This is a genomic window from Parasynechococcus marenigrum WH 8102 (genome assembly GCF_000195975.1).
Taxonomy (GTDB): domain Bacteria; phylum Cyanobacteriota; class Cyanobacteriia; order PCC-6307; family Cyanobiaceae; genus Parasynechococcus; species Parasynechococcus marisnigri.
Genome location: NC_005070.1, coordinates 169,997 through 193,170, shown reverse-complemented (window position 1 = coordinate 193,170; position 23,174 = coordinate 169,997). Strand labels below are relative to the sequence as shown.

The window sequence follows — 23,174 nt, the reverse complement described above, 5'->3', positions numbered from 1 at the left end:
CCGTAAAAGAGATCTACCGTCAGCTCCAATAGCTCGCCTTAGCTCGGGGAGCGTCGTTCCGCCGTCCACACGTCACCAATCAGTGGGCGAACCCTAGGTGCAAACACCTGCTCTCGCTCTGACCTGATCCACAATCAATCAACGCGCTGCTCACGCCCCATGACGTGCAGGATCCTGATCACCGGAGGGGCTGGTTTCATCGGCAGCCACACCTGCCTTGTGCTGCTGGAGCAGGGCCACTCCCTGGTGGTGGTGGACAACTTCGACAACAGCAGTCCGGAAGCCCTGCGCCGGGTTCAGGAGCTGGCGGCGTCCGATGCCCTTCAGCTGGTGGAAGGGGATTTGCGCAACCCTGATGTGCTGGATCGAGCCTTCCGCTCGGGCAGGCCGGTGGATGGCGTGATTCACTTCGCCGGGCTCAAAGCGGTGGGTGAATCAGTGGCCGACCCTCTGCGCTACTGGGATGTGAACCTCAACGGCAGCCGAGTGCTGGCGGCGGTCATGGAACGCCACGGTTGCCGCACCCTTGTATTCAGCAGCACCTCCACGGTGTATGGCGAACCGGAGCAGTTCCCCCTGCATGAGGGCATGGCCACCGCGCCGGTGCATCCCTACGCCCAAACCAAACTGGCCGTCGAGCAGATGCTGGGAGCGCTTTGTCGCTCCGGCAGCTGGCGGGTGGCCTGCCTGCGCTACTTCAACCCGGTGGGTGCCCACCCCAGCGGCCGCATCGGGGAAGACCCCCTTGGCATTCCCAACAACCTGTTCCCCTTCATCACCCAGGTAGCTGCAGGACGCAGGGACAAGCTGCGGGTGTTCGGGCAGGACTACCCGACACCCGATGGCACCGGCATCCGCGACTATCTGCATGTGATGGATCTAGCCGAAGCCCATGGCGTCACGCTCACCCACCTGCTCAACCAGGAGCCGCCCACCCAGCTGACCGTGAACATCGGCACGGGCACGGGACTGAGCGTGCTCGATGTGATCAAGGGGTTCGAGCAGGCCACCGGCATCACCATTCCCTATGAGGTGGTTGCCCGCCGTCCCGGTGATGTGCCGAGGCTGCAGGCCTGTCCGCGCCAGGCGGAAGCCGTGTTGGGCTGGACAGCCCGCCGCGGCCTGGTGGAGATGTGCCGCGATGGCTGGGCCTGGCAGCAGGCCAACCCGATGGGCTATCGATCAGCGCCATGAATCCAGCCGGGCCGCTCCTTCTGGCCGGCGGAGGCCACAGCCACGCGCTGATCCTCAAGCGCTGGGCCATGGACCCAACCCGACGGCCGGCCCGCCCTGTACTGCTGATCAATCGCTGCAGTTCAGCGCTCTACTCGGGCATGGTTCCAGCCCTGATCGCCGGGATCGACCCACCTGAGGCAGCCGCCATCAATCTGCGCTCCCTCTGCGATCGAGCTGGTGTCGGCTTCGTGCAGGCGGAGATCACCGGCCTGGACCCCGGCCAGCGCTGCCTGTTGCTCGCAGAACGCCCACCCTTGCGTTTTGGTCTGATCAGCCTCGATGTCGGTGCCATCAGCAGGCCAAGCGCTGAAGGCATCGCGATCAAGCCACTGGAGCCGGCCCTGGCCTTCATCGCCTCCGAGGATCCCAACAGCACAAATCCCTTCACCGTGGTCGGGGCTGGCGCCGCAGCCATGGAAGTGGTGCTGGCGCTGCGACGCCGCTGGCCTCACCGCCCGTTGCGCCTGCAAACCCGCTCAAACGGTCCAGGTCCCCTTGAGCGGCGCATCCTGTTGGAGGCCTTGATCGACCTAGTCACGACCCCCGAGCCCACGGGTGGCCCCTGGCTGCTTTGCACCGGCAGTCGCGCACCCATCTGGCTGGCAGCCAGCGGTCTGCCGGTGGATGGCGATGGTCGCCTCCGCACCAATGCCCAGCTGCAGGTGGAGGGCAACGAGCACATTTTTGCGAGCGGTGACTGCGCCGTCATGGCTGCAGCACCCAGGCCAGCCTCCGGCGTCTGGGCTGTGCGAGCAGCCATCCCCTTGGCATGGAACCTGGAAGCCAGCTGCCTGGATCGCCCGCTGCGTCCCTGGCGGCCGCAACGACAGGCGCTTCAGCTGATCGGCGATCAGCAAGGCCGGGCCTGGGCACGCTGGGGACGCTGGCAGCTGGGACCCTCCGGATGGCTCTGGCAGTGGAAGCGACGGATCGACAGACGCTTCATGGCGGGGTTCCGCAGCAGCGAGCCGATGACTGCATCAGAACCGATGGCCTGCCGGGGATGCGCAGCCAAGCTGCCGGCCCAGCCCCTTGCAGCCGCCCTGGAGCAGGCCGGGCTCACCGGGGCACCAGAAGATGCGGCACGCATCGAGGGCGATCCGCCGCTGCTGCAGAGCGTGGATGGGTTCCCGGCGCTGGTCAGCGACCCCTGGCTGAACGGTCGACTCACCACCCTCCATGCTTGCTCCGATCTCTGGGCCTGCGGTGTCAGGGTCGACAGCGCCCAGGCAATCGTGACTCTGCCGGTGCTGGAGGCGGCGGAACAGCAGGAATTACTGGTGCAGACGCTGTGCGGTGTGCGATCAGTGCTGGAGGAACAGCAGGCGCAGCTGATCGGAGGCCACACCCTGGAATCCCGCAGTGAACCGCCGCACTGCCCCAGCCTGGGGGTGCAGCTGAGCCTCTGCGTCAACGGTCGCAGCGCTGCCCCCTGGAGCAAGGGGGGAATCGCCCACGGTGATGTGCTGCTGTTAAGCCGTCCCCTGGGCACCGGCGTGTTGTTCGCTGCTGCCATGGCGGGTGCCTGCCAACCCGAGGCCTTGGACACCGTGCTCCAGCACATGTCCCGCAGTCAGCACCGATTGCTGGATCAACTGGAGCCCCATCGCCAGGCAATACACGCCTGCACCGATGTCACCGGCTTCGGTCTGCTCGGGCATCTCGGGGAAATGCTGGCGAGCAGCTCCCCCCTACGGATCACCCTTTGGACCAACCGCATTCCGGCATACCCCGAAGCCATGGATCGATTGGCTCAGGGCTATGCCAGCAGCCTGGCGCCGGCCAACCGCCGCAGCTGGCAATGGCTGGATGGGCTCATCCAACTGGATGACTCACCCTCGCAGGCACTGCTTGAGCTGCTGGTGGATCCCCAGACCTGCGGTCCCTTGCTACTGGCCTGTACAGAAACCACAGCGCAGACCCTCACAGCAGAGGGCCCCTGGATCCCAATCGGCAACGCAACAGCCGACCATGGCTGAGGCCTCCAGAACGGTCGGCACAGACATATCCAGCGGCTTCAGCCTGCTGCTGCAGGGGCTTGAGCTTGCGATTCAACTTCTGCGGCGGCCCGCTGCTGGCCAGCCACAGCTCGTCCGGTAGCGGTGAACGCAACAGCCGTTCCCGCAGTTCATCGCGATCGCCCCAGGAGAGCTCAGGAGCGGTGATGCGTCCCATGGACAACTCCATCTGATCACTGAGGTTGAACAGGCGGGCTCGGGGGCTGTAACGCTCCCTCTGCCCGTTGGTGCGCTGGCTGATCGCACGGAACTGGTCCTGTTCACGCACCCCACCGGCGGTGGGATCCAACTCCGAAAAACCTGGCCCCCACCAACTGATCAGCAGCACCAGCACCACCCCAAGCACCACCCGTTGCCCCCAGTGATGGAGTGGTGAGGCGGTGAGCAACACGCACAGCAACGGCAGCACCGACGGCAACAGCACCACGAAGTAGCGACTGAAGGCCAGCGGCTTTACAAAGGAGACCAGCACCACAGCCAGCACCATCACGGCGGAGGGCAACAGCGCACTGCGGTCCAGCAAACGGTTCCGTCGCCAGGGCAGCGGTTGCATCCCGCCCCAACGCTGCAGCCCCCCGATGAGCACCACCAGCAACAGCAGCTTGGGCAGGGGCCAGAGCCCCAGAGCCCGAGCCAGGGACTCCTCCAGCAGGGCGAAGTCCGGTTGACCGATCCAACTGCCGGAGCGGGAACTGAACAGGTAATCCGCGGAATAGATGATCCATCCCAGAGCTGGGATGGCCCCCAGCACGGCAGCTCCCGCCAGATGCCAGCGCCGGCTTGCCCCATCCCAGGCGGCTGCGGCCAGCATGAGAAAGAGACCGTAGAAATGGGTGAGACCCGCCAACGCCGCCACCACTCCGTAGGCCACAGATCGTTCGGCACGACGCCACCACCAAGCCAGGGCCACCAGCAGCACCAGCAGCGCATAGCTTTTCCCTTCGATGGCGAAGCGCACGGGGTAGGGACTGCAGAACGCCAGGAGCAGCGCCAAGGGCAGCACCCGCTGCCGACCATCACTGAGGGCCACCGCCTGGGCCACCATCACGGCGCCCCCTCCCAGATAGGCCAGCCAGGAGAGCAACCGCAGACTGACGGGGCTTTGCCCTACGAGCTGCCCCCAGAACCAAAGCAGGCCGTAATACAAGGGTGGATGGGTGTCCTGCCGCAGCATGCCGAGCAGCTCCAGCGGGCTTGGCTGAAAGCTTTTACCCACGCTGTAGAGCTCATCGCTCCACAGGGCGGTGGCATCGATCAACACCAGGGTCCGCAGAGCGAAGGCCGCCGCCACCAGCGCAGCCAACAAGGTCCAGAGCTGAGCCGTTCGTCTCATCGCCCCTGATCCAGCAGCACGCCGCGACGGCGACGCAATTCCTCACCCAGACCTGGTCCCGGTTGCCATCCCTCAGCGATCAACTGGCGCGCACTCTGGGGCGACGGAATGTGCCGCCAGCGGCCCCACCAACGCAGAAGTGGCCTCCACGCCGCAGGCCGCAGCGTCACCATCAGCGCCACCGTCTGCGGCGGCCAACCACCGCGCTCAAGTGCTGTCGTCCATGCATCTGGGGATGCATGGATGGGCAGTGGATGCGACCCCAACCAGCCCTGCAGCGATGGCAGCCGTTCCAACCATTGCTGCTGCTCGCCGGGAATCTGCAGGCGGCGCGCCACAGCCCCTGGATCAGCCGCAGCCGCCAACAGCGCCGTCATCAGCGGCAGCCCGAGGCGTTGCCCCCAACGCAGACGTCGGGTTCGTTCGGGATCACGCTGCAAGCAGGGGTCCACCAGAGCCATGGCCTGCCAGGACTCCAGCAGGTCCAACGCGATGGGCCACGGTTCATGGTCCAGCAGCCGCTCCAGCTCCATCCGCAACCTGCTGGCCAGGGCCGGCGGTGCCGTCTCCGGCGCATTCCCCACATGCCAGGCCCAGGGCCAGGCCGCGACGGTCGCACCCACCTGTTCAAGGGCCTCGGAACCCAGGTCAATCCCCAACCGAGCGCCATAACGCGCAGCCCGGATCACCCGGGTGGGGTCATCGCTGATGCTGCCGGGATGAAGAAACTGCAGACGGCCTGCGGCCAGATCGCTCTGGCCGCCGTGGAGATCGATCAACTCCCCGGACATTAGATCGAGGGCCATGGCATTGATCGTGAGATCACGCCGCACCAGATCCGCCGCCAACGACCCGGGCTGCACCACAGGGTTCTCTGCTGGCCGCGGATAGTGCTCCTGCCGCGCCGTGGCCAGGTCGAGGGGCACGCCATCGAGGTTCAGGGCCACCGTGCCGAACTGACCGTGATGCTGAACACCGCTCACCCGTTCAGTCCCGCAACGCTCTTGCAGCACATCCGCCAGATGGGCGGCGCTGCCCTCCACCACCCAATCCAGATCGGGAACGCCAGTCCAGGGACGGCCATGGCGTTGATGCAGCAGCAAATCCCGCACCACACCCCCCACCAGCGCCAGACGCGGCACACCGGCTTCGGTGGCTGCCGCCTTGAGGGCATCCAGCAGGGCTGACGGCACAGCCGGCAGATCCATTGCGGGGCGTGCATGACAATGGTCAGATCATCACGGATCCCGGCGTTGTCCGCTCTCACTCGCTGTTTGCAGGAGGAAGCCTCCGCCATCGCTGCAGCGGCGGAACGGCTCAGCAGTGATCAGGTGGAAGCAGCCCTGCTGCTTCTGGAGCGCTGTGCAGACCGCAAGGCCAAGCTGGTGATCACCGGTGTGGGCAAAAGCGGCATCGTGGCCCGCAAGATCGCCGCCACGTTCTCCTCAATCGGCCTGATGGCCCTGTTCCTCAACCCCCTGGACGCCCTGCACGGGGATCTGGGGGTGGTGGCCCCGGAGGACGTTTGCCTGCTGCTGTCCAATTCCGGCGAAACAGAAGAACTGCTGGAGGTGCTGCCCCACCTCAAACGGCGCGGCACGGGCCGGATCGCCATCGTCGGCCGGGCCGACTCTTCCCTGGCCCGCGGCAGCGATGTGGTGCTGGAAGCCGGGGTGGACCGAGAGGTATGCCCTCTCAATCTCGCTCCCACCGCCAGCACCGCGGTGGCGATGGCCATCGGCGATGCCCTGGCGGCCGTGTGGATGGAACGGCGCGGCATTTCGCCCGCTGATTTCGCCCTCAATCATCCGGCTGGATCATTGGGTAAACAACTCACGCTGACGGCAGCCGACCTGATGGTGCCGGTGAGCAAGCTGCATCCCCTGCACCCTCATACCCCCCTGCCTGAGGTGATTGGCGGTCTGACCCGCGACGGCATCGGCAGTGGCTGGGTGGAGCATCCGGAGCAGCCTGGCTCCCTGGTGGGACTGCTCACCGACGGCGATCTGCGCCGAGCACTACAGGACCACAGTGCCGACAGCTGGAGCAGCCTGACGGCAGCCGATCTGATGACCAGGGACCCAATCACCGTGAACGGTGATGTGCTGGTGGTGAAGGCCTTGGAACAGATGGAACACAACCGCCGCAAACCGATCTCGGTGCTGCCTGTGGTGGGGGAGCAGAAACGGTTGCTGGGGCTGCTACGGCTCCATGATCTGGTGCAGGCAGGGCTGGCATGAGCCTGCCGGGCTTGAACCAGCTGGGCTGGTGGAGACTGCGCCGCCAGCTGAACCAGCTGCAGCTGCTGGTGCTGGATGTGGATGGTGTGCTCACCGATGGTGGGCTCTGGTTCGATGCCGACGGGCAACTGATCAAACGCTTCGACGTGCGGGATGGCCTGGGCATCCGTCTGCTGCTGCAGGCAGGGGTGCAGATCGCTTTTCTCAGCGGTGGCCGTGGCGGCGCGACCGAAGTGCGGGCCCGCCAACTGGGGATCGAACACTGCCTGGTGGGCATCAAGGACAAACCCGCTGCCCTGCAGACCCTGCAGCAGCAGGTGGGGGTGACCGTCTCGCAGACCGTCTTTGTCGGCGACGATCTCAATGACCTGGCCGTGCGACCAATGGTGGGTCTGCTGCTGGCGCCCGCCGATGCCTGCGCTCCCGTGCGCCGGGGTGCCGATCTGGTGCTCTGCCGCCGCGGCGGTCATGGGGCCGTACGGGAGCTGGCGGAACGGATCCTTCAAGCCCGCGATGGCTGGCGCAGCTTGAGCCGAAGGGGTTGGCGTGACCGCAACGACTGACGCGCCTGGGGTGTTCCTGCTGGGGCTCGGGGCCCAGAAGGCCGGCACGTCCTGGCTCCACGCCCAGCTGAACCGACGCCGGGACGCTGATTTCGGCTTCTTGAAGGAATACCACATCCATGACGCGCTCACCCTGCCGGCCGCAGGCTTCAGCGGCCGCAGCCGCCGCTCGCTGTTGAAGCCCCGCACCTGGCGTCGCCAACGTTTCCTGGACCGCCCCGAGCGGTACTACGCCTACTTCGCCAGGCTGCTGCGGCGTCCGGGAATCCAACTCACAGGGGACATCACGCCCTCCTACTGCGGGCTCAGCGCCGCCACCCTGCTTACCATTCGCACTGGCTTCATCAACCAAGGGATTCCGGTAAAGCCGCTGTTCCTGATGCGGGACCCGATCGAGCGCATCGTCTCCAGCCTGCGCATGCAACGGCGCAAGCAGGGGCTACAGGACAGCACCGGCGAAATCCAGGCCCTGTGTGATCTCTGCCGCGAGCGCCCGGAACGGATCAATCTGCGCAGTGACTACGGCCACACCCTCACGGCCCTCAAGGACAGCTTCGGCCTGAAGCACTGCTTCATCGCCACCTATGAGCAGATGTTTCATCAGAACTGCTGGGCTGAACTCTGCCGGTTCCTCGGAGTGCGGTACCAGGAACCGCAGTGGGAACAACGGGTGAATGTGAGCCGAACCGACACGGACCTGCCGGAGGAGCTGCTGAAGCAGCTGGGGCAATGGCAGGAACCGACCCTGGCGGCCGTTCAGCTCCATTGCCCGGAGCTTGATCTCACCCGGCTCTGGCCGACCGCCAGCCGATGGTGTTCGGCGCGCTGAGCTATGGCTCAGACCATCGAGCGCGCCTGTTCCAACTGCTCTGCTGTGTCCACCGAGAGGGAGGTTCCGGCGACAGGGAACGTAGCGATGGTGTGCCCCGCCTCGATCAGGCGCAACTGCTCCAGCCGCTCCAGATCCTCCAGCGGTGACGCCGGCAGCTGATCCCAGGCGGCCAGCACATCCCCCCGGAAGCCATACATGCCCACATGGCCCCAGTAGGTGGTGTGGCGGTGCCAATCCGTCGGATCAACGTCCCGCACGTGCGGGATAGCGGAGCGGGAGAAATACAGCGCCCGTCCGTCATGGGCCAGCAGGGTTTTCACCACATTGGGGTTGTGGATGGTTTCCGGGCTGAGGCCATACACCGGGGTAACAACGGCCGGGACGGGATCCAGGCGCTGAAACTCCGCCACCATCGCGTCGATCACCGCAGGATCGATGAACGGCTGATCCCCCTGCACATTGATCACGGCGGTCTGCTCCGCCACGGCCGGGCCCTCCCTCCAGGCCAGCGCCATCAGCTGGTCGGCCACCGATGCAATTCGCTCACTGCCGGAACTGCAATCGGAAGAGGTCATCAGCACCGGAAAGCCCCAGCCTTCCGCCAGCTGCTGCAGCTGAGAACTGTCGGTGCAGAGCACCACCGCCTGCACGGTGGACGCCTCACGGCAGCGTTCCAGCACCCGCTGGATCATCGGTTTCCCCCCGATTTCTGCCAGCACCTTGTTCGGCAGCCGGGAGGACTGCAGACGGGCCGGAACCGCCACCACCGCCTGTTGAATCGCCATCAATCCCAGAGCTTCATCGCATCATCCCGGGCGCTGAACCATTCCGCCGCCAACGGCCCGCCCATGGTGCGCTGCTCGCGGAACCAGGGACCGCCAAGGGTCCAGTGCAACATCGGCGAGGCGTCCAGGGGCTCCGGTGGGGCCTGCACGTCCACCAGGTGATTCCAACCGCCCTGGATGGCGCCGATCTCATGGTCCCCAGCAAGCCAATGAAAGCGGTGCAGCTCCAGGCCGCTGGCGGAGTTGACGTAATCAACAGTGAGCGTTGAGCAGCGGCTGCAATTGAGCAGCATCAGCGAACTCCAGTTCTTCTTCGGGTAAGCGCTCTGCACCTCACCAAGAAATTTCACCGTCTCACCGGGCACATGTTCGTGCTGGACGCACATCGCGCCGTAGCGGTCATCGCGCTGGTCCCACAGCTGCTTGATGTCCCCCCGGCAGAGCATGTCGCAATCCATGAACAGGGCCCAGCCCTCGTATCCCATCAGATGCGGCACGAGGAAGCGGGTGAAGGAGAAGGCCGTGCTCTGTTTGGGATCGCGTTCGCGCTGATACAAGCCCTGAGCTTCCAACTGGGGCGTCACCAACGGCGTGATCGCCAACGGCACACTGCTGAGCTGATACAGGCTGTCGATCAGCACATTGGTGGCGGCCCGTTCCCGAGGGTCGTAGCCGATGAAAATCGGAATCGGCGAGGGAACGGTGGACACGGGCCGGTGGTGGCTGGCAGGGAGGTTAGGCCGAGGGCCAGACACGTCCGAGCAAACCATTGCTGTAGACGAGCCGGCGGTTCAGACGGGCCACGGCTGGCAGCAACGGCGCAACCCGAAGCGACAGGGCCGCAGAGGAGAGCCAGGCCGCGTCGTAACGAATCGCCTGGCTCTGACCAGGGTCGAACCGCATGCGGTTGCCACTGACGATGTGACTGCTCGAGTTCAGCCCCGGCTGGAGCATCGCCGGATCAAAGCCAATCTCAAGCCAAGCGCAGATCTTTCGCAGGGCCTGCTCCGGAGCCAGGGCCAACTCCTCGTAGCCGAGCCGAAACACTGCACAACCGGAGCGGTTCAAGCGTTGCTCCCAACGGCGATTGATGCGCCACCAACGCAGCATGGAGCGCCAGCCCACGGTTCCACCGCGGCCATGGCGCTCCACACCACGCCGCGATTCCGAATGCACCCAGGAGCGCACATCACGGGTGAGCTGAATCACCCGCACAGGACGACCCAGCGCTTGAGCGTCCAGCAGTTGCTCGTCCGCCTGAAATGACTCCACCAACCAGCGGGGTGACGTGGCAGTCAACGGCTCAATCAAACGGTTGAACTTCTCTGCCAGGGGGCGATCGTCGTGGGCTGGCAACCACGCCAGCAGCGGTCCCCACACCGGACAGTCGCCGGCCAGCTCACCACAGGTGCAGCGACGTTCGAAGCGGAGATCACCCCGCAGTTGCTGCGGCCCCTTGTGCTCTTCACCGAGACGGGGGCGCTCCAGCACCCGCACCGCCTCCCCCAGGCCAATCAGCTGCGGATGGGCTCCGAGGGCCAGGTCAAGGATGGTGCTGCCGCTGTGGCCGAGTCCACGGATGAGCAGCAAACCGGGCTCAGCCATCGGCAGCAATCGGCTCGATCGGCGCCAACCGCGGATCGAGGATCTTCGGGCCCATCCCAGCGAACTTCACCGCGATCGACACCTTCTCACCACTACCGAAGGTGTGAGTGATCTCGCCGACCCCGAAGCTGGCATGGGTGACGCGATCACCAACGCTCCAGCTGCGCCCGGGGGCCGGACCCGCCTGGCGGCGGCGCACCGCATTGGCCGGCGCCGAGCTGGGACGATCACGATCCACACGGGTGAGCCGCTCCAGCCGCCGTTCGCGGCGCAGGGCCGCTCCACCGCTCTGGGGGAGATCCCCCTGCACCAGGGCCTCCGGCAGCTCTGAAAGAAATACCGACGGCACGGCGGCTTCGCGCATGCCACCCCAGAGCCGACGCTCACTGGCATGGGAGAGAAACAGGCGCTCCTTGGCGCGAGTGATGCCGACATAGCAGAGGCGACGCTCCTCCTCCAGGGAGGCCGGATCATCGAGGGAGCGGTAGCTGGGGAACAGGCCCTGCTCCAAACCCACCAGACACACCACCGGGAACTCCAGGCCCTTGCTGCTGTGCAAAGTCATCAGGGTGACCCGATCCGCTGCGGTGTCCTTGCTGTCGGCATCGCTGGACAACGCTGCCGTAGCCAGGAAGCCTTCGAGATCCCCCTCCTCGTTCTCCTCCTGGTACTGAAGAGCGGCATTGACCAATTCCTGCAGGTTGCGGCGGCGTTCCTCCGCTTCATCGGTGCCTTCCGCGATCAGTTCGCTGATGTAGCCGCTTTTCTCCATCACCTGCTGGATCAGCTCGGACGGAGCCACCTCCTGCACCTGACGCCGCAGGTCATGGAGCAGCTCGCAGAACTGCAGCAGACCACGGGCCGACCGTCCCCCCAGGGATCGCACGGCTTCGGCATCACTCACCACATCCCAGAGCGGGATCCCCAGTTGATTGGCGGCATCGGTGAGCCGCTGAATCGTGGTCTTGCCGATGCCCCGTTTGGGCACATTGATCACCCGCAGCAGGCTGACGGTGTCCGCCGGATTCACCAACAGCCTCAGATAGGCCAGCAGATCCTTGATCTCCCGCCGGTCGTAGAAGCGCAGACCCCCTACAACGATGTAGGGGATACCCCAGCGCACCAGCGATTCCTCGATCGAGCGAGACTGGGCATTGGTGCGATACAGCACGGCCATATCTCCCCAGCTCAGCTCGGGGTTGGCCGCCTCCATCGTCCGCAGCCGATGCACCACCGCCTCGGCCTCGGCAATTTCGTCATCACAACGGGTGAGGGTGATCAACTCCCCGTCGCCGCGGGTGGGTCGCAGCACCTTGTCGATCCGCTCGCTGTTGTTGGCGATCAGGGCATTGGCCGCCGCGAGGATCGTGGCGGTGGAGCGGTAGTTCTCCTCCAACTTCACCATCGTGCGGGTGGCGTCGTCCGGCGCCTGATCACCGAAGTCCTCCTGAAAACCCATCAGGATCGTGAAGTCGGCGGCGCGGAAGCTGTAGATGCTCTGGTCGGCATCTCCCACCACGAACACCGAGCGCCCACTCCAGTTGTTGTAGGTCTGCGGGTCTTTGCCATCGGTGACCAGCAGCTTGATCAGGTCGTACTGGGTGCGGTTGGTGTCTTGATACTCATCCACCAACACATGGGCAAAGCGGCGGTGCCAGTAGCTACGCACCTGCTCGTTCTGCTGAAGCAGCTGCACCGGCAGCAACAGCAGATCATCAAAATCCAGCGCATTGTTCGCCGCCAGCGCCCTGCGGTAGCGGCGGTACACATTGGCGGTTAGCTTGCCCCGCTGACCTTCAGCATTGGCTTCCAGTTGATCCGGCAGCCAGCCCTGGTTCTTGGCGTTGCTGATGGCCCAGCGGGTCTTCTTCGGCTCGAACCGCTTGGGATCCAGCTGCAGTTCCTGGGTGACGATCTCCTTCACCAGGCTCTGGGCATCGGCCTCGTCGTAGATCGAGAACTGCTTGGTCCAGCTCAGCCCCTCAGCGTCCTTGAACTTGTCGATGTCATAGCGGAGCATCCGCGCGAACAGGGCGTGGAAGGTGCCGATCCACAACTCCTTGCTGACCTCGCGGTAAATCCGAGAGCGCAGCTGCCGTTGATCAACCGGCGGCAAGGTGCTCCAGGGCTGGCCGTACTGGCTCTGGGCCAGCTTCTGAGCCAGCAGCACCTCCAGCCGCTCCTTCATCTCGCGGGCGGCCTTGTTGGTGAAGGTCACCGCCAGGATCTGGGCGGGATCAGCACCGTGCTCACCGATCAGATGGGCGATGCGATGGGTGAGGGCGCGGGTCTTGCCGCTGCCGGCACCGGCCACCACCAGCAGGGGCCCTTCGTGGTGGTCCACCGCCCTGCGCTGGGCGTCGTTGAGGCCGGCCAGAAAGCTCATGGCTGGAGGCTATCGCTCATAACCCCGCAAAACAGAGCCGGTAAGCTCCGCCTGGCAGCAGTGGTCGGTGATGACAGCACGTCAGATTCAGCTCGGCGACATCACCTTCGCCAACGACCGCCCCTTCGCCTTGCTCGGCGGTGTGAACGTGCTGGAGGATCTGGACTTCGCCCTGCGCTGCGCTGGCCACTACAAGCAGGTGTGCGAACGCCTGGGGATCCCCCTGGTGTTCAAGGCCTCCTACGACAAGGCCAATCGCTCCTCAATTCATTCCTTCCGTGGGCCAGGGCTCGAGGCTGGTCTGCAAATTCTGCAAGCCGTCAAAGACACCCTCGGCATCCCGGTGATCACAGACGTCCACAGTCCTGAGGAAGCCAAGGCAGCCGCCAAGGTGGCCGACATCATTCAGCTGCCGGCTTTCCTGGCCAGGCAGACCGATCTGGTGCGGGCGATGGCTGAAACAGGCGCGGTGATCAACATCAAGAAGCCGCAGTTCCTCAGCCCCGAACAGATTCGGAACATCGTTGACAAATTCCGCGAATGCGGCAACGAGCAACTGCTTATCTGTGAGCGTGGCACCAACTTCGGCTACGACAACCTCGTGGTGGACATGCTCGGCTTTGGGGTAATGAAACGCACCTGCGACGATCTGCCGCTGATCTTTGATGTCACCCATGCCCTCCAGTGCCGCGACCCCGGCGGTGCCGCCTCCGGTGGCCGTCGCTCCCAGGTGGTGGATCTGGCCAAAGCGGGGATGGCTGTGGGCCTGGCGGGTCTGTTCCTGGAAGCCCACCCCGATCCCAACCAGGCCCGCTGCGACGGGCCAAGTGCGCTTCCCTTGGATCAACTTGAACCGTTCCTGACCCAGGTCAAAGCCATTGACGATCTGGTGAAATCTCAACCCATGATCAACATCAACTGAATCAACAGACCCGAATCGCGAAGGCGACAAAAACCCTCCAAAGAGAAAGAAGGAAGAAAATATTGACCAAGTAATCAAAGAAAAAAGAGGAATAAACTCTCAAGTCCCCCTGAGAAGAGATCGCATCTCGCCAGACTCAATCGTTACAGAGAAGCCAAACCATGGATCCAGTAGTTGGCATGCATCGCTGGAGTCGACAAGATGCAGCGCACCATCCTCAGCACCACGCATAAGAGACTCCAACAGACGCTGTCGTTCCTGGTCCTCAGCGTTATGTTGACGACTCCAGCGTGGGTCATCATCCACCACCTTCTGCGACACGAGCTGACGAAACATCAATAAAGGCTTATTCAGCTCGAGCGCATACCCCACATGGGTCCCCATCGAAAAGCAGCAAACTGCCTCACTCAGTTCAAACAACAAGCGCTGGCAATCGAGGAACCACGGATTGGAGGCATGGCCGTTGCTGGCAAAAATCCAATCTTTAGGCATTGGATATGAAGGAAACGGATCTTTCCAGAATCCCATCCAAATCACATGCTGATAGCCGCAACCTCGACGATGCGACTCCACCAGATCTACCCAATCCTGATCAGACCAGGAGCGATTGAGCTGCGCCGTTGAATGGGGAGGGATCAACAACAACACCCGACCCAACTGACGCCGCAGGGCGGCCAAACGCTCCTGATCAACGGGAGGCCGGGCATAACGAATGTACGGACCAATCGCCTTCCCCAGGACCACGTCATGCTGTTGCAGCAGAGATGCACGACGCTGCCCCATACAGAGATACGTCCGAACCCAATGTTCTGGCGTCTCAAAGGTCGACTTATCACTGAAATTGACCCCATGCTCCAACAAAAAAGGAAGTGGATGAGCAACCAGAGGGAGAGATGCATATCGCTTCAGGACAACATCATGGCCGTAATGATGAACAGCATTATCTCTTTCCCGTGCAGCAGGTGATTTTGTCGGTGGCAATCCTTGCCACGGTCTCCACTGCCCTTGCCAGAACACCTGGTCACTGAGCTGGGGCTGAAAGGATGGCGATAGATAGGCCTGATGAACAAGACCTCGATAAGCCTCCAACAAACAACCTTCACGAAGCTGAGGTCGAACGAGATATTCGGCTGGCACGCGCAACAAACGGCGCAGAAATCGACCCAACCAGGCCTTGCAGAAGATCAACAACTTGCTCTTCATCCCACCAACCGCCGCATAACAGCGAGGAAATCAAGGGGCAAGGCAATCAGTCGCCGTACGGTCTGCCAATACAGCCGGTGAAACCAGCGCACACGGAAGCGCCCCGATTGATCAGACGGCAACAACACCTGCGGTGTGTGAATCACATACTGCTCGGGCAACATCAAGAAATAGCCCCAAAAGGTTGAGCGCCTTATACGACGCGCCTCTTCAGCGATCGACGCCGGCAATTCCGGCAACGTACCCATCTCCCACAACCAGTGATCAGCACCGAGCTGCCGGTAGGACGCACGCCGGCGTCGAGCAGTCCACGGCACTGATGCCGCAACAAAACGGTTGTAGGCCGAGCTCGAACGTTTGAATGCTCGAGCAACGGCATTCGAATCCCGCACAACAGCGCGCAGCTGGGGTCCGTGGGGGATGAAGTGAACCTGTTCAGCAGCGAGAGATCCACAGGAAGCGTGGTACGCGGCTTCAAGGCGATACACAAAATCCTTGTCTTCAAAGCCGTAACCCCTCATCAGCTCGCTGTAACCGCCAATGCCCCAAAATTTTTCAGCCAAAACAAGAATTTCGCCCAGACTTCCCTCTTGTGACGCATTGGCTACCCAGGCCGGGATCTCTGTCTGATGGATCAGCAACGTTGGATCCAGATTCTGGACCCAACAGTCAGCATCCAAACGAAACAACCACTCTCCCTGCGCACAGGAGGCCGCGAAGTTATATGCCTGGCCTGGATGCCAATCAGCAACCCCATCAACCCGAACCAACCTCACCCGCTGATCGGAAGGTAAGTGATCCCGCTCAATCGGCCTCTGGCTGCACCAATCAACAACAATATGTTCAAAATGATGCTCCCATTGCGCCACACGGGAGGCAGCCGCTCGCAGATGCTCGAGACGGTTCATACAAACCGTGATCACACTGATCGATGGTGATGTCATCGATCAGCCGGCTGTTGTTGACGAGAAACCACCCTCGACAGAACATCAGCAACCGTCTTCACATGATGGTCAACCGTGAAATGGCTCATCACCCGCGCACGTCCAGCTGAACCCAGCAGCTTGGCCCGCTGCGGATCACGACACATCAGCGCCAAGGCCTGCGCCAATCCTGCAACGTCACCTTCTTCAACCAACAACCCCGTTGTTCCGTCCAGAACCACCTCAGGAATTCCAGCATGCCGCGTCGACACAACCGGCAGCCCGGACAATTGCGCCTCCAGAACAGCAACGGGACAACCCTCTGCATCGCCATCGGAGGCGATTCGCGATGGAAGAAGCAAGCAGCGACTTTGGCGCATCCACTCCGCCACGGCTGCTGGCGGCTGAACCCCCAGAACATCAACGCAACCCTGCAAACCCAGCTCGTTTATGCGCCGCTGCATTGCCTGTTGCAAGGGACCATCCCCCACAACGCGGAGCCGCATCTCAGCCCTCAACCGTTCCGACACCAGCAGACGTGCCTGGGCAAAGGCCTCAAGGGCATCCAATGGCCCCTTTTTCTCAATCAGCCTGCCGACAAACAGCACGTGGGGGGGCTGCCTGGCGGGATCATCTGCATGGAACACGGTTTCATCGGCCCCCGATGGGGTGATCGTGACCGCCGTCGGGTCCGCCCCCAACCCCACCAAAACATCCTTCATCACCTGGCTTTTGGCCAATAAGGCAGACGAAAGACGCATCAGACGGCGATAACGCTCGCGCAGCAAGGTCAATCGTCGATGGGCCGATGCATCAGAGCCCCGAAAGTGCACCACCAAAGGAACATCGGACCACGCACATGCATCCATGACGCGGACTGCATGAAAACCGAATTCCGCCAAGACCACATCAGCGCGATGCCGTTGAATCAACAGGAAGGCCACACAAGCTGCAGGCCAGCTGGCTAGCCGATGCCATCCCAGCCGCGTCATGGCCTTGCTCACCGCAATGGCCAACCCATAGGCCATCTGGCCTGGATGATTCCACCCCCCCCACTCATCACCGACATAAACAATCTGATCCAAAGGCATGCGCGCCAGATTGGCCCGCACAAAAGTTTCTGTCGGCGAACGACGCGTTGGCACAAGAACCAGCACCCGGGGCTTCAACAATGGCTCCAATGACCGCTGAAACATGGCCTGAACCTTGGCGGGTGAGAACTGATCACGGATTTCACGCGCGGCCTGACCGAGTCGTCGACATTCGGCCGGTTGGTTCAGGCAAGTCTCGATCCCCATGGCGAGATCGAAACCATCAGTCCTCTCCGGGAGAAGCCATCCATTGGCACCGTGGCGAATCACCTCGTGAGGGCCTGTTGGGCAGTCCACCGCCAGACAGGGGCAGCCAGCAGCCATCGCTTCGAGAAGAACATTGGGACTTCCCTCGTATCGAGAGCTGAGTACAAACAAATCAGCCCTTTGATACCAATCAGCAGGATTCCCCACACGGCCGGGCAGCACGATTCTTGGCCGCAGAGACCCCGTCCGCTGGAGGGGAGCAGCAAGATCCGGATGATCGGGGTGGACACCAACCAACGCCAGCACGAGATCGGGATAGCGGGGTGCAAGCTCCTGAAACGCCTGCAACAGTCGGTCGAAACCTTTTTGAAAGGGCTTGGTCCCCATCGCGAGGACAACCCGAACATCAGACGACATGAAATGGTCTGGCTGCAGGATTGGATCCTGAACGGGCAGGGGCCAAACCACTGGATTCGGCAGCACAACACTCGTGGAGCTCAGACCTAATTGATGCAACCAGTCAGCAATCCGCTGCGTCTGAACCACATGCAATGCAGCGGACGGATACAACAAACGGCGCAGCAATGACCAAATCAACGATTGTGGGTTCGACGGAGGGTAATTGCGTTCTGCAACCACAACTGGCCACCGACACCCCACACTTGCCAACAAGAGGTTCACAGCAGGTCGCGTTGTGATCCCAATGCATAGATCCGGCGGATTCTGAAGTAACAATCGACGCAGCCAGATCACACTCAAGAGCCCAGCGGGGCGACGAATGATTTTCACCGATGCGGGCGGCGCAAAAAACTCACTCTTATCCGACTGGCCCAGAAACAACTGAACGTGATGTCCCATCGCCACCAACCATTGGCACCACATCACGGTGATCCGCTCTGCACCACCGAGGCTGAGTTGGTGCAAATGGACTGCAACGCGCGCCATACCCGTTAAGCCAACCCAATCCAAGTCAACTGCTGCGATCCGGCCCAAACCGAAGATGCATCGTTACTCAGCAACCAAGAACGCAGCTGGTTGAGCAATTCGACGCTCTCGCCATTGGTCTTGACCGCATCCAACCAAGCCAAAACTGATCGCAAAAAGAGGAGGTGGTCTTCCCGTGCGGAGGAACGCAACGCGTCAAAACGTGCCCCACTGAGTTGCTGTTCGAGACGAGACAAACTCGTCTGGACACGCCCGCGCTGCTGGTCCAGCACACAACAGGGCAACAGCGCTTTGACGAGATTTGTGGTGCTGCGCAACAGAACATCAGCCGGCAATTTGGTCCATGGCAGCATTTCCAGCAACTCAAGGTTGGCGAAGGCAATTCTCTGACAGGCCACCATATTCTGATCACGCAATGCCACCTGAAGCAAACAAGAACGTGCTGAAATCAGCTGTTTGAAGGGATGCTCACGATTCCGACCTGAAACGATCAGCTTCCTTGATGGAGCATGCTCCAAGCAGGCCGCTTGGCTTAGCCGTGGCTTGAATTCAGTGAGGCAAGCTGCATCATCAAGCTGCAAAGCGCTGTGGATGGTCGCGATCAGCAAATAAAACCGATGATGATCACGCAGGTTAGGCAAATCGGCCATGGCCATGAATAAATTCAAACTCAGTTGTTGTGACGCGGGCCTTGACTGCCTCACAAAGAGCAGACGCTCCACATGATGCGAACAATCCAAGCACAATTGCAGCTCTAAACCTTTCAGTGCGCGAGCAAGATCATGATTCTGCAGAGCAGCATCAATCTGATGACTGAGTTCAGAACAACGACCGCGATGGCACCAGCCACGCCATCGACGCCAAACACGCTGTAGCCAAGATCCCATCATCGAAGCAAACGACCACTGCCCTTCAGGCATGCCAAGATCAGAACTGGGAGCAGCAACAACCGACGGACCGTGGACCAATACAACCAATGCCACCACCGCACCCTCCACTGACCAGAACAATCCGGTGGAAGCAGCTTGAGAGGGAGCTGCGCTATCGCTACATCGGGAATGTCAAGCAAGACATTCCAAAAAGTCCGGCGACGTTGCTGCCGCAGGGAGCGGTCGACAGACAATGGCAACTGTGGAATTGTTTCTTTATCAGCACGCCAAACGGAGTCTGAAGACTGACCAAGAACATGCTGATACTGGGTCGAAACCGACGTCCTCCCCCAGGGACATTCAGCTGCAACCAGGCGATTGTTAAGCCGAGAAGCCCGGAGAGCCGCGAGAGCCTGGTGACGCACAAAAGACTTGGTTGGCTGATCAAGGCGACCACCAATTCTCACAGAATCACTGTGATGGATTGCATGAAGCGAGCCAGGCGGCAATGTTTTCACTTGAGGACCAAAATGTAAGACCAGCCGTGCGCGCAAATCCTTATCGTCAAAACCCCAACTCAACATTCGTTCATTAAATCCTCCGACAGCATCAAAAGCGTCGCGTTCCATCAACCATTGACCGGCCGTGCCACCGGAACCGGCGCCCAACCAAATGGGGGCTTGCTGCAGCAACTGTTCAACATCGAGAGCTGGATCAAGCCAACTATCAGCATCAAGCTTCAAAAGGATCGTCCCAGTCGATTGAGACGCCGCAAAGTTATAAGCCCGACACAGGTTCCATTGCGATTCCCCTTCAACGCGGTGCAATCGGATCCGAGGGTCGGAAGGTAGTTCACTGCGTAGCAGTGGGGCAGTACTGCTCCAATCCACAATCAGATGCTCATCATGCTGAGACAAGGCCGAGAGATGTTGCGCGGACTGCCGAAGGTGCAACTGACGATTCATACACACCGTCAGGATGCTGATCCTAGATAGTGAGCCCTCGCTCACAACAATCCCCCGTCCCGAAGGGTTTGCATCATGCGCTCCATTCGCGCCGTATAGGTGTGCTGACGTGCCAAGGCGAGGCGCGTGGACCGCGCTGGCCCCTCTCCCTGAATGCACCCCAGTAGAGCCTTAGAAAATTCATCTAGCTCTGGCTCACAAAGCCAAGCAACAGATTGAAAGTCTTGAAGAGAGTCAATCGATGTCGCTACAACAGGCAAACCAGCGGCGAGATACTCAAAAAATTTCATAGGAAACATTGCCTGGGTGTAGGCGTTGCGCTGCAGAGGCAACCAGCCACAATGAAACCCAGCGCAATAGCCCGGCAACTCCTGGTAGGGCCTTGGCCCCAGTAGGTGAATATTTGGTCGATCCATCCACAAAGAGAGGTCAGTGGTCATCTCACCCTCCCCTTGCGGACCAATAAACACAAAGTTCAAAGAAGGGTGTGCTCGAGCAATGGCAGCCACCAAAGCAACATCAAGCTTGTAGGTACTGATTGCACCAATAAAGCCGACCCTTGGCTCGGGTATCTCCGTGAGATCAATTGGGAGGTCTTCCTTTTTTAGTGTCATAGCCGTCGCAAAATGCCCCTGATCGACGACATTGGGATCAAAGCGAAGCCGCCTGGAAACCGGGGTGAGCTGACGACGCAATTCAGGTGAGGTGACAAACACCTGATCCACCGCAGCACACAACAATCTCTCCTGTCGCTCAATATCCCCACGGGGCATGCATGGCTGCTCCTGTACAGCATCAACAGCGTGATAGACGCACAAACTGAACTGCTCTGGATCCAAAAACTTCAGGGTGAGCGGGCTATAGGTCCACAACCACGGCCTTCGAAAGCCAAGCCGAATTCTCATCCACCACAATGTTGCATTCAAAAGCCAGCGGTTGAATTGACATAGAAGGCCTTTTGTGACTCCGGGACAAACCAAAGGAGAACAAATCCAAATTCTTGGCCGTACCTGTCTTGGAGATTGCAAAGCACGCCGCAGACGCTTCCAAACTCGATACCAATCTCGTCCAGTGGGCTGAATCGTTCGCATACCAAGCGATTCAATGTAAAGCACACGATGACCAAGAGCCGACAAAGAACAGGCGACATGCTGCTTGTTGGTCCACAAGGGATGGTCCCAATCCGCTGTGGCCAACAGGAGAATATCTGGCCGATCAAACATTTAGCTTAACTCCAATCTATTCATATCCCTAAAACTTTCCGAAGCGGAGCAAAGGTATTCGAAATCACCTTGAGCCTTTATCACACCGCCGTCAACTTCATAAATCCGATCACACTTACGAACAGTTGAAAGCCGATGTGCGATCACGATAGTTGTACATCGACGTCCAATCAAGTCGAGAGCTTGCATCACATCGTGTTCAGTGCGATTATCCAAAGCGCTCGTTGCTTCATCCAAAACCAAAACTTTGGCTTCGCGGTAGAAAGCCCTCGCCAGAGAAAGTCGTTGGCGTTGGCCGCCGGACAGCTTTACCCCATCCTCGCCAATAACGCTATAAAGCCCGTGAGGCATCTCCGCCACAGATTCATCAAATTGAGCTGATTCGAGAGCAGACCAGACTCGTACATCATCGATGTGTTCAGGGCTAACACCAAAAGCAACATTTTCTCGCAGGCTGCTATCTAGCAAGCGAATATCCTGAGGCACGAGTGCACAGTTGGCCTGCCATGCCGGCATCTCCTCAGGAGAAACAGCCACACCATCAAGTCGCAACACTCCTGAGGTCGGCTGATATAAGCCAAGCAAGATGTGAGCCAAGGTTGTTTTACCACTTCCCGTACGCCCAACCAAAGCAACGCGAGATCCAACGGGAATTGAAATCGAGATTGAGCGCAAAATTTCTGCCGTTCCGCTCTTAAACTTGAATGTGACGTCATCCAATTGGATCGAGCGCCGAGGCATAACTCCTGAAGGAGTAGGAACACTATCAGTATCCAACAGAAGTCTCTTGGGCTTAAGAGACAACAGCTCCAAGGAATCTTTTATATCAGGCAACCCACCACGCAATTTATTCAAATTCCGGAATGTACTCTGAAGTGGCGCAGAAATTCTCGTCAAAGTGATTAATACTGCCACGATAGAGGGCACTGAATCACGAACGTCAGAGACGTCCCCCGACAAAACTACTGGCGCCAAACCTGCCGCGAACAAAATTGTGATTGCCGCAGGCTCGATCAGGAAGCGGGGGACATCGGGGAGAAGCTTGACAAGACGTTCATAACGCTTGGCCACAATTCCATTTCTAGAAAAGCTTCCTAAAAAATATCTATCAGCCGAGTAAAGATGAACATCACGCATCGAGCGCAGCGACTCCATCAAAATCATATTAATCCGCCGTGAATAACGGACTCGCTGCTTGGAAGCACGCCTGATGTAAGGAGTAACAATTGCCGATGCCACAACATATGCTGCGAACATTAGGGCAAACATCCATACGGCCGACCAACCAATTGCGAAGACCACTCCAACCAGGAGGACGATGATCGACAAGGCGTTGCCTGCCACAGCAAGAAGAGGCACAATCACAGAATTAGAGACACGATTCAAAACACGGTTAAAACTTTCCGCCAAGTTCGCACTGCGGTTATCAGCAAAAAATTCATATCGTTGCATCATTAAATTGCTATACACCTTATTAACCAAATCGTTCCAAATCTCTGCACTCAGGAAGCTTTGCAGCAGCGCAACACCAAAGCGCGATAAAGAAGCAATCCAAAAGGTCGCTGCCAGAAGGAACAGTAACCATCCCGCCTGATCGAGAATGCCACCACCAAACACGCGCACGCCTGGCAGCTGATCCTGTAATCGGCCACCAGCCATCAATCCGGCCAAACGGGTCATCATTCCCACCAAGGCCAGATCCATCAAGCCCTGCAGAAAAGAAGCCACTAGGACAATGACCAAGAAACGAACCCTTTTTGCAGGCAGTTCCTTAAAAAGTCTCCTCAAATCTGTCCATGTCTGGCTTCGCAGATGCATTGACACAAAA

At 60.4% G+C, this 23,174-nt stretch carries 19 protein-coding genes and 1 pseudogene; 6 read left to right on the top strand and 14 right to left on the bottom strand.

Annotated features, from left to right (window positions below; genetic code table 11):
- Positions 1-159 precede the first annotated feature (159 nt).
- Complete coding sequence (galE, locus tag TX72_RS00950) at positions 160-1,194, top strand: UDP-glucose 4-epimerase GalE (RefSeq protein ID WP_011127067.1); 1,035 nt, start codon at positions 160-162, stop codon at positions 1,192-1,194.
- Positions 1,191-3,215 (top strand): slr1591 family oxidoreductase/selenide, water dikinase SelD, encoded by a 2,025-nt coding sequence (selD-bf, locus tag TX72_RS00945; RefSeq protein WP_011127066.1) that lies wholly within the window; start codon positions 1,191-1,193, stop codon positions 3,213-3,215. The genes galE and selD-bf overlap by 4 nt, the downstream gene beginning before the upstream one ends.
- On the opposite strand, the gene TX72_RS00940 is transcribed toward selD-bf, so the two are convergent.
- Together TX72_RS00940 and TX72_RS00935 are read right to left on the bottom strand one after the other, a co-directional pair.
- Positions 3,160-4,587 carry a glycosyltransferase family protein gene (locus tag TX72_RS00940; RefSeq protein WP_011127065.1) on the bottom strand — a complete coding sequence of 476 codons (1,428 nt, stop codon included), beginning with the start codon at positions 4,585-4,587 and terminating at the stop codon, positions 3,160-3,162. The genes selD-bf and TX72_RS00940 overlap by 56 nt on opposite strands.
- Positions 4,584-5,795 carry a tRNA nucleotidyltransferase/poly(A) polymerase family protein gene (locus tag TX72_RS00935; protein ID WP_011127064.1) on the bottom strand — a complete coding sequence of 404 codons (1,212 nt, stop codon included), beginning with the start codon at positions 5,793-5,795 and terminating at the stop codon, positions 4,584-4,586. The genes TX72_RS00940 and TX72_RS00935 overlap by 4 nt, the downstream gene beginning before the upstream one ends.
- A gap of 12 nt (positions 5,796-5,807) precedes the next feature.
- On the opposite strand from TX72_RS00935, the gene TX72_RS00930 reads away from it, so the two are divergent.
- The 3 genes from TX72_RS00930 to TX72_RS00920 are packed head-to-tail and all read left to right on the top strand — an operon-like array spanning position 5,808 to position 8,219.
- A complete protein-coding gene (locus tag TX72_RS00930; protein ID WP_011127063.1) occupies positions 5,808-6,827 on the top strand; it encodes a KpsF/GutQ family sugar-phosphate isomerase in 1,020 nt (339 codons plus the stop codon).
- Positions 6,824-7,390: a KdsC family phosphatase gene (locus tag TX72_RS00925; RefSeq protein WP_011127062.1), complete on the top strand. Its 567-nt coding sequence runs from the start codon at positions 6,824-6,826 to the stop codon at positions 7,388-7,390. Before TX72_RS00930 ends, TX72_RS00925 begins: the two co-directional genes overlap by 4 nt.
- Positions 7,374-8,219 (top strand): sulfotransferase family protein, encoded by an 846-nt coding sequence (locus TX72_RS00920; RefSeq protein WP_011127061.1) that lies wholly within the window; start codon positions 7,374-7,376, stop codon positions 8,217-8,219. Before TX72_RS00925 ends, TX72_RS00920 begins: the two co-directional genes overlap by 17 nt.
- A gap of 8 nt (positions 8,220-8,227) precedes the next feature.
- Here TX72_RS00920 and kdsB read toward each other — a convergent pair whose 3' ends face one another.
- Genes kdsB through TX72_RS00900 form a run of 4 tightly spaced genes read right to left on the bottom strand, consistent with a single transcriptional unit; the run spans position 8,228 to position 12,998 of the window.
- Positions 8,228-9,007, bottom strand: a complete 780-nt coding sequence (kdsB, locus tag TX72_RS00915; protein ID WP_011127060.1) for a 3-deoxy-manno-octulosonate cytidylyltransferase — start codon at positions 9,005-9,007, stop codon at positions 8,228-8,230.
- Positions 9,007-9,717 carry a glycosyltransferase family protein gene (locus TX72_RS00910; protein ID WP_042502776.1) on the bottom strand — a complete coding sequence of 237 codons (711 nt, stop codon included), beginning with the start codon at positions 9,715-9,717 and terminating at the stop codon, positions 9,007-9,009. Before TX72_RS00910 ends, kdsB begins: the two co-directional genes overlap by 1 nt.
- 25 nt (positions 9,718-9,742) lie before the next feature.
- Positions 9,743-10,612 carry a sulfotransferase gene (locus TX72_RS00905; protein ID WP_011127058.1) on the bottom strand — a complete coding sequence of 290 codons (870 nt, stop codon included), beginning with the start codon at positions 10,610-10,612 and terminating at the stop codon, positions 9,743-9,745.
- A complete protein-coding gene (locus TX72_RS00900) occupies positions 10,605-12,998 on the bottom strand; it encodes a UvrD-helicase domain-containing protein (protein ID WP_011127057.1) in 2,394 nt (797 codons plus the stop codon). The genes TX72_RS00905 and TX72_RS00900 overlap by 8 nt, the downstream gene beginning before the upstream one ends.
- Before the next feature lie 70 nt (positions 12,999-13,068).
- Here TX72_RS00900 and kdsA point away from each other — a divergent pair, with 70 nt between their 5' ends.
- Entirely contained in the window at positions 13,069-13,920 is an 852-nt protein-coding gene (gene kdsA, locus TX72_RS00895; protein WP_011127056.1) for a 3-deoxy-8-phosphooctulonate synthase, read from the top strand.
- 99 nt (positions 13,921-14,019) lie between these two features.
- Here the strand turns inward: kdsA and TX72_RS13690 are convergent, their stop codons facing one another.
- The 8 genes and pseudogenes from TX72_RS13690 to TX72_RS00865 form a co-directional block, all read right to left on the bottom strand.
- A complete protein-coding gene (locus tag TX72_RS13690) occupies positions 14,020-15,123 on the bottom strand; it encodes a hypothetical protein (RefSeq protein WP_011127055.1) in 1,104 nt (367 codons plus the stop codon).
- The gene (locus TX72_RS00885; RefSeq protein WP_011127054.1) at positions 15,120-16,067 is read right to left on the bottom strand and encodes a glycosyltransferase family 2 protein; all 948 of its coding nucleotides are present in this window, start codon (positions 16,065-16,067) and stop codon (positions 15,120-15,122) included. The genes TX72_RS13690 and TX72_RS00885 overlap by 4 nt, the downstream gene beginning before the upstream one ends.
- Entirely contained in the window at positions 16,064-17,761 is a 1,698-nt protein-coding gene (locus tag TX72_RS00880; RefSeq protein ID WP_318655405.1) for a glycosyltransferase, read from the bottom strand. Before TX72_RS00880 ends, TX72_RS00885 begins: the two co-directional genes overlap by 4 nt.
- A 60-nt stretch (positions 17,762-17,821) precedes the next feature.
- Positions 17,822-18,289 (bottom strand): annotated as a pseudogene (locus TX72_RS14920) (glycosyltransferase); the annotation flags it as partial.
- A 5-nt stretch (positions 18,290-18,294) separates the two neighbouring features.
- Positions 18,295-19,209, bottom strand: coding sequence for a hypothetical protein (locus tag TX72_RS00875; RefSeq protein ID WP_148228737.1), 915 nt, complete (start codon positions 19,207-19,209; stop codon positions 18,295-18,297).
- Positions 19,176-20,129, bottom strand: a complete 954-nt coding sequence (locus TX72_RS12920; RefSeq protein WP_225867748.1) for a glycosyltransferase family 2 protein — start codon at positions 20,127-20,129, stop codon at positions 19,176-19,178. Before TX72_RS12920 ends, TX72_RS00875 begins: the two co-directional genes overlap by 34 nt.
- Before the next feature lie 35 nt (positions 20,130-20,164).
- Positions 20,165-21,346 carry a glycosyltransferase family 1 protein gene (locus tag TX72_RS00870; RefSeq protein WP_011127050.1) on the bottom strand — a complete coding sequence of 394 codons (1,182 nt, stop codon included), beginning with the start codon at positions 21,344-21,346 and terminating at the stop codon, positions 20,165-20,167.
- Positions 21,347-23,164, bottom strand: a complete 1,818-nt coding sequence (locus TX72_RS00865; protein WP_011127049.1) for an ABC transporter ATP-binding protein — start codon at positions 23,162-23,164, stop codon at positions 21,347-21,349.
- Positions 23,165-23,174: the final 10 nt, after the last annotated feature.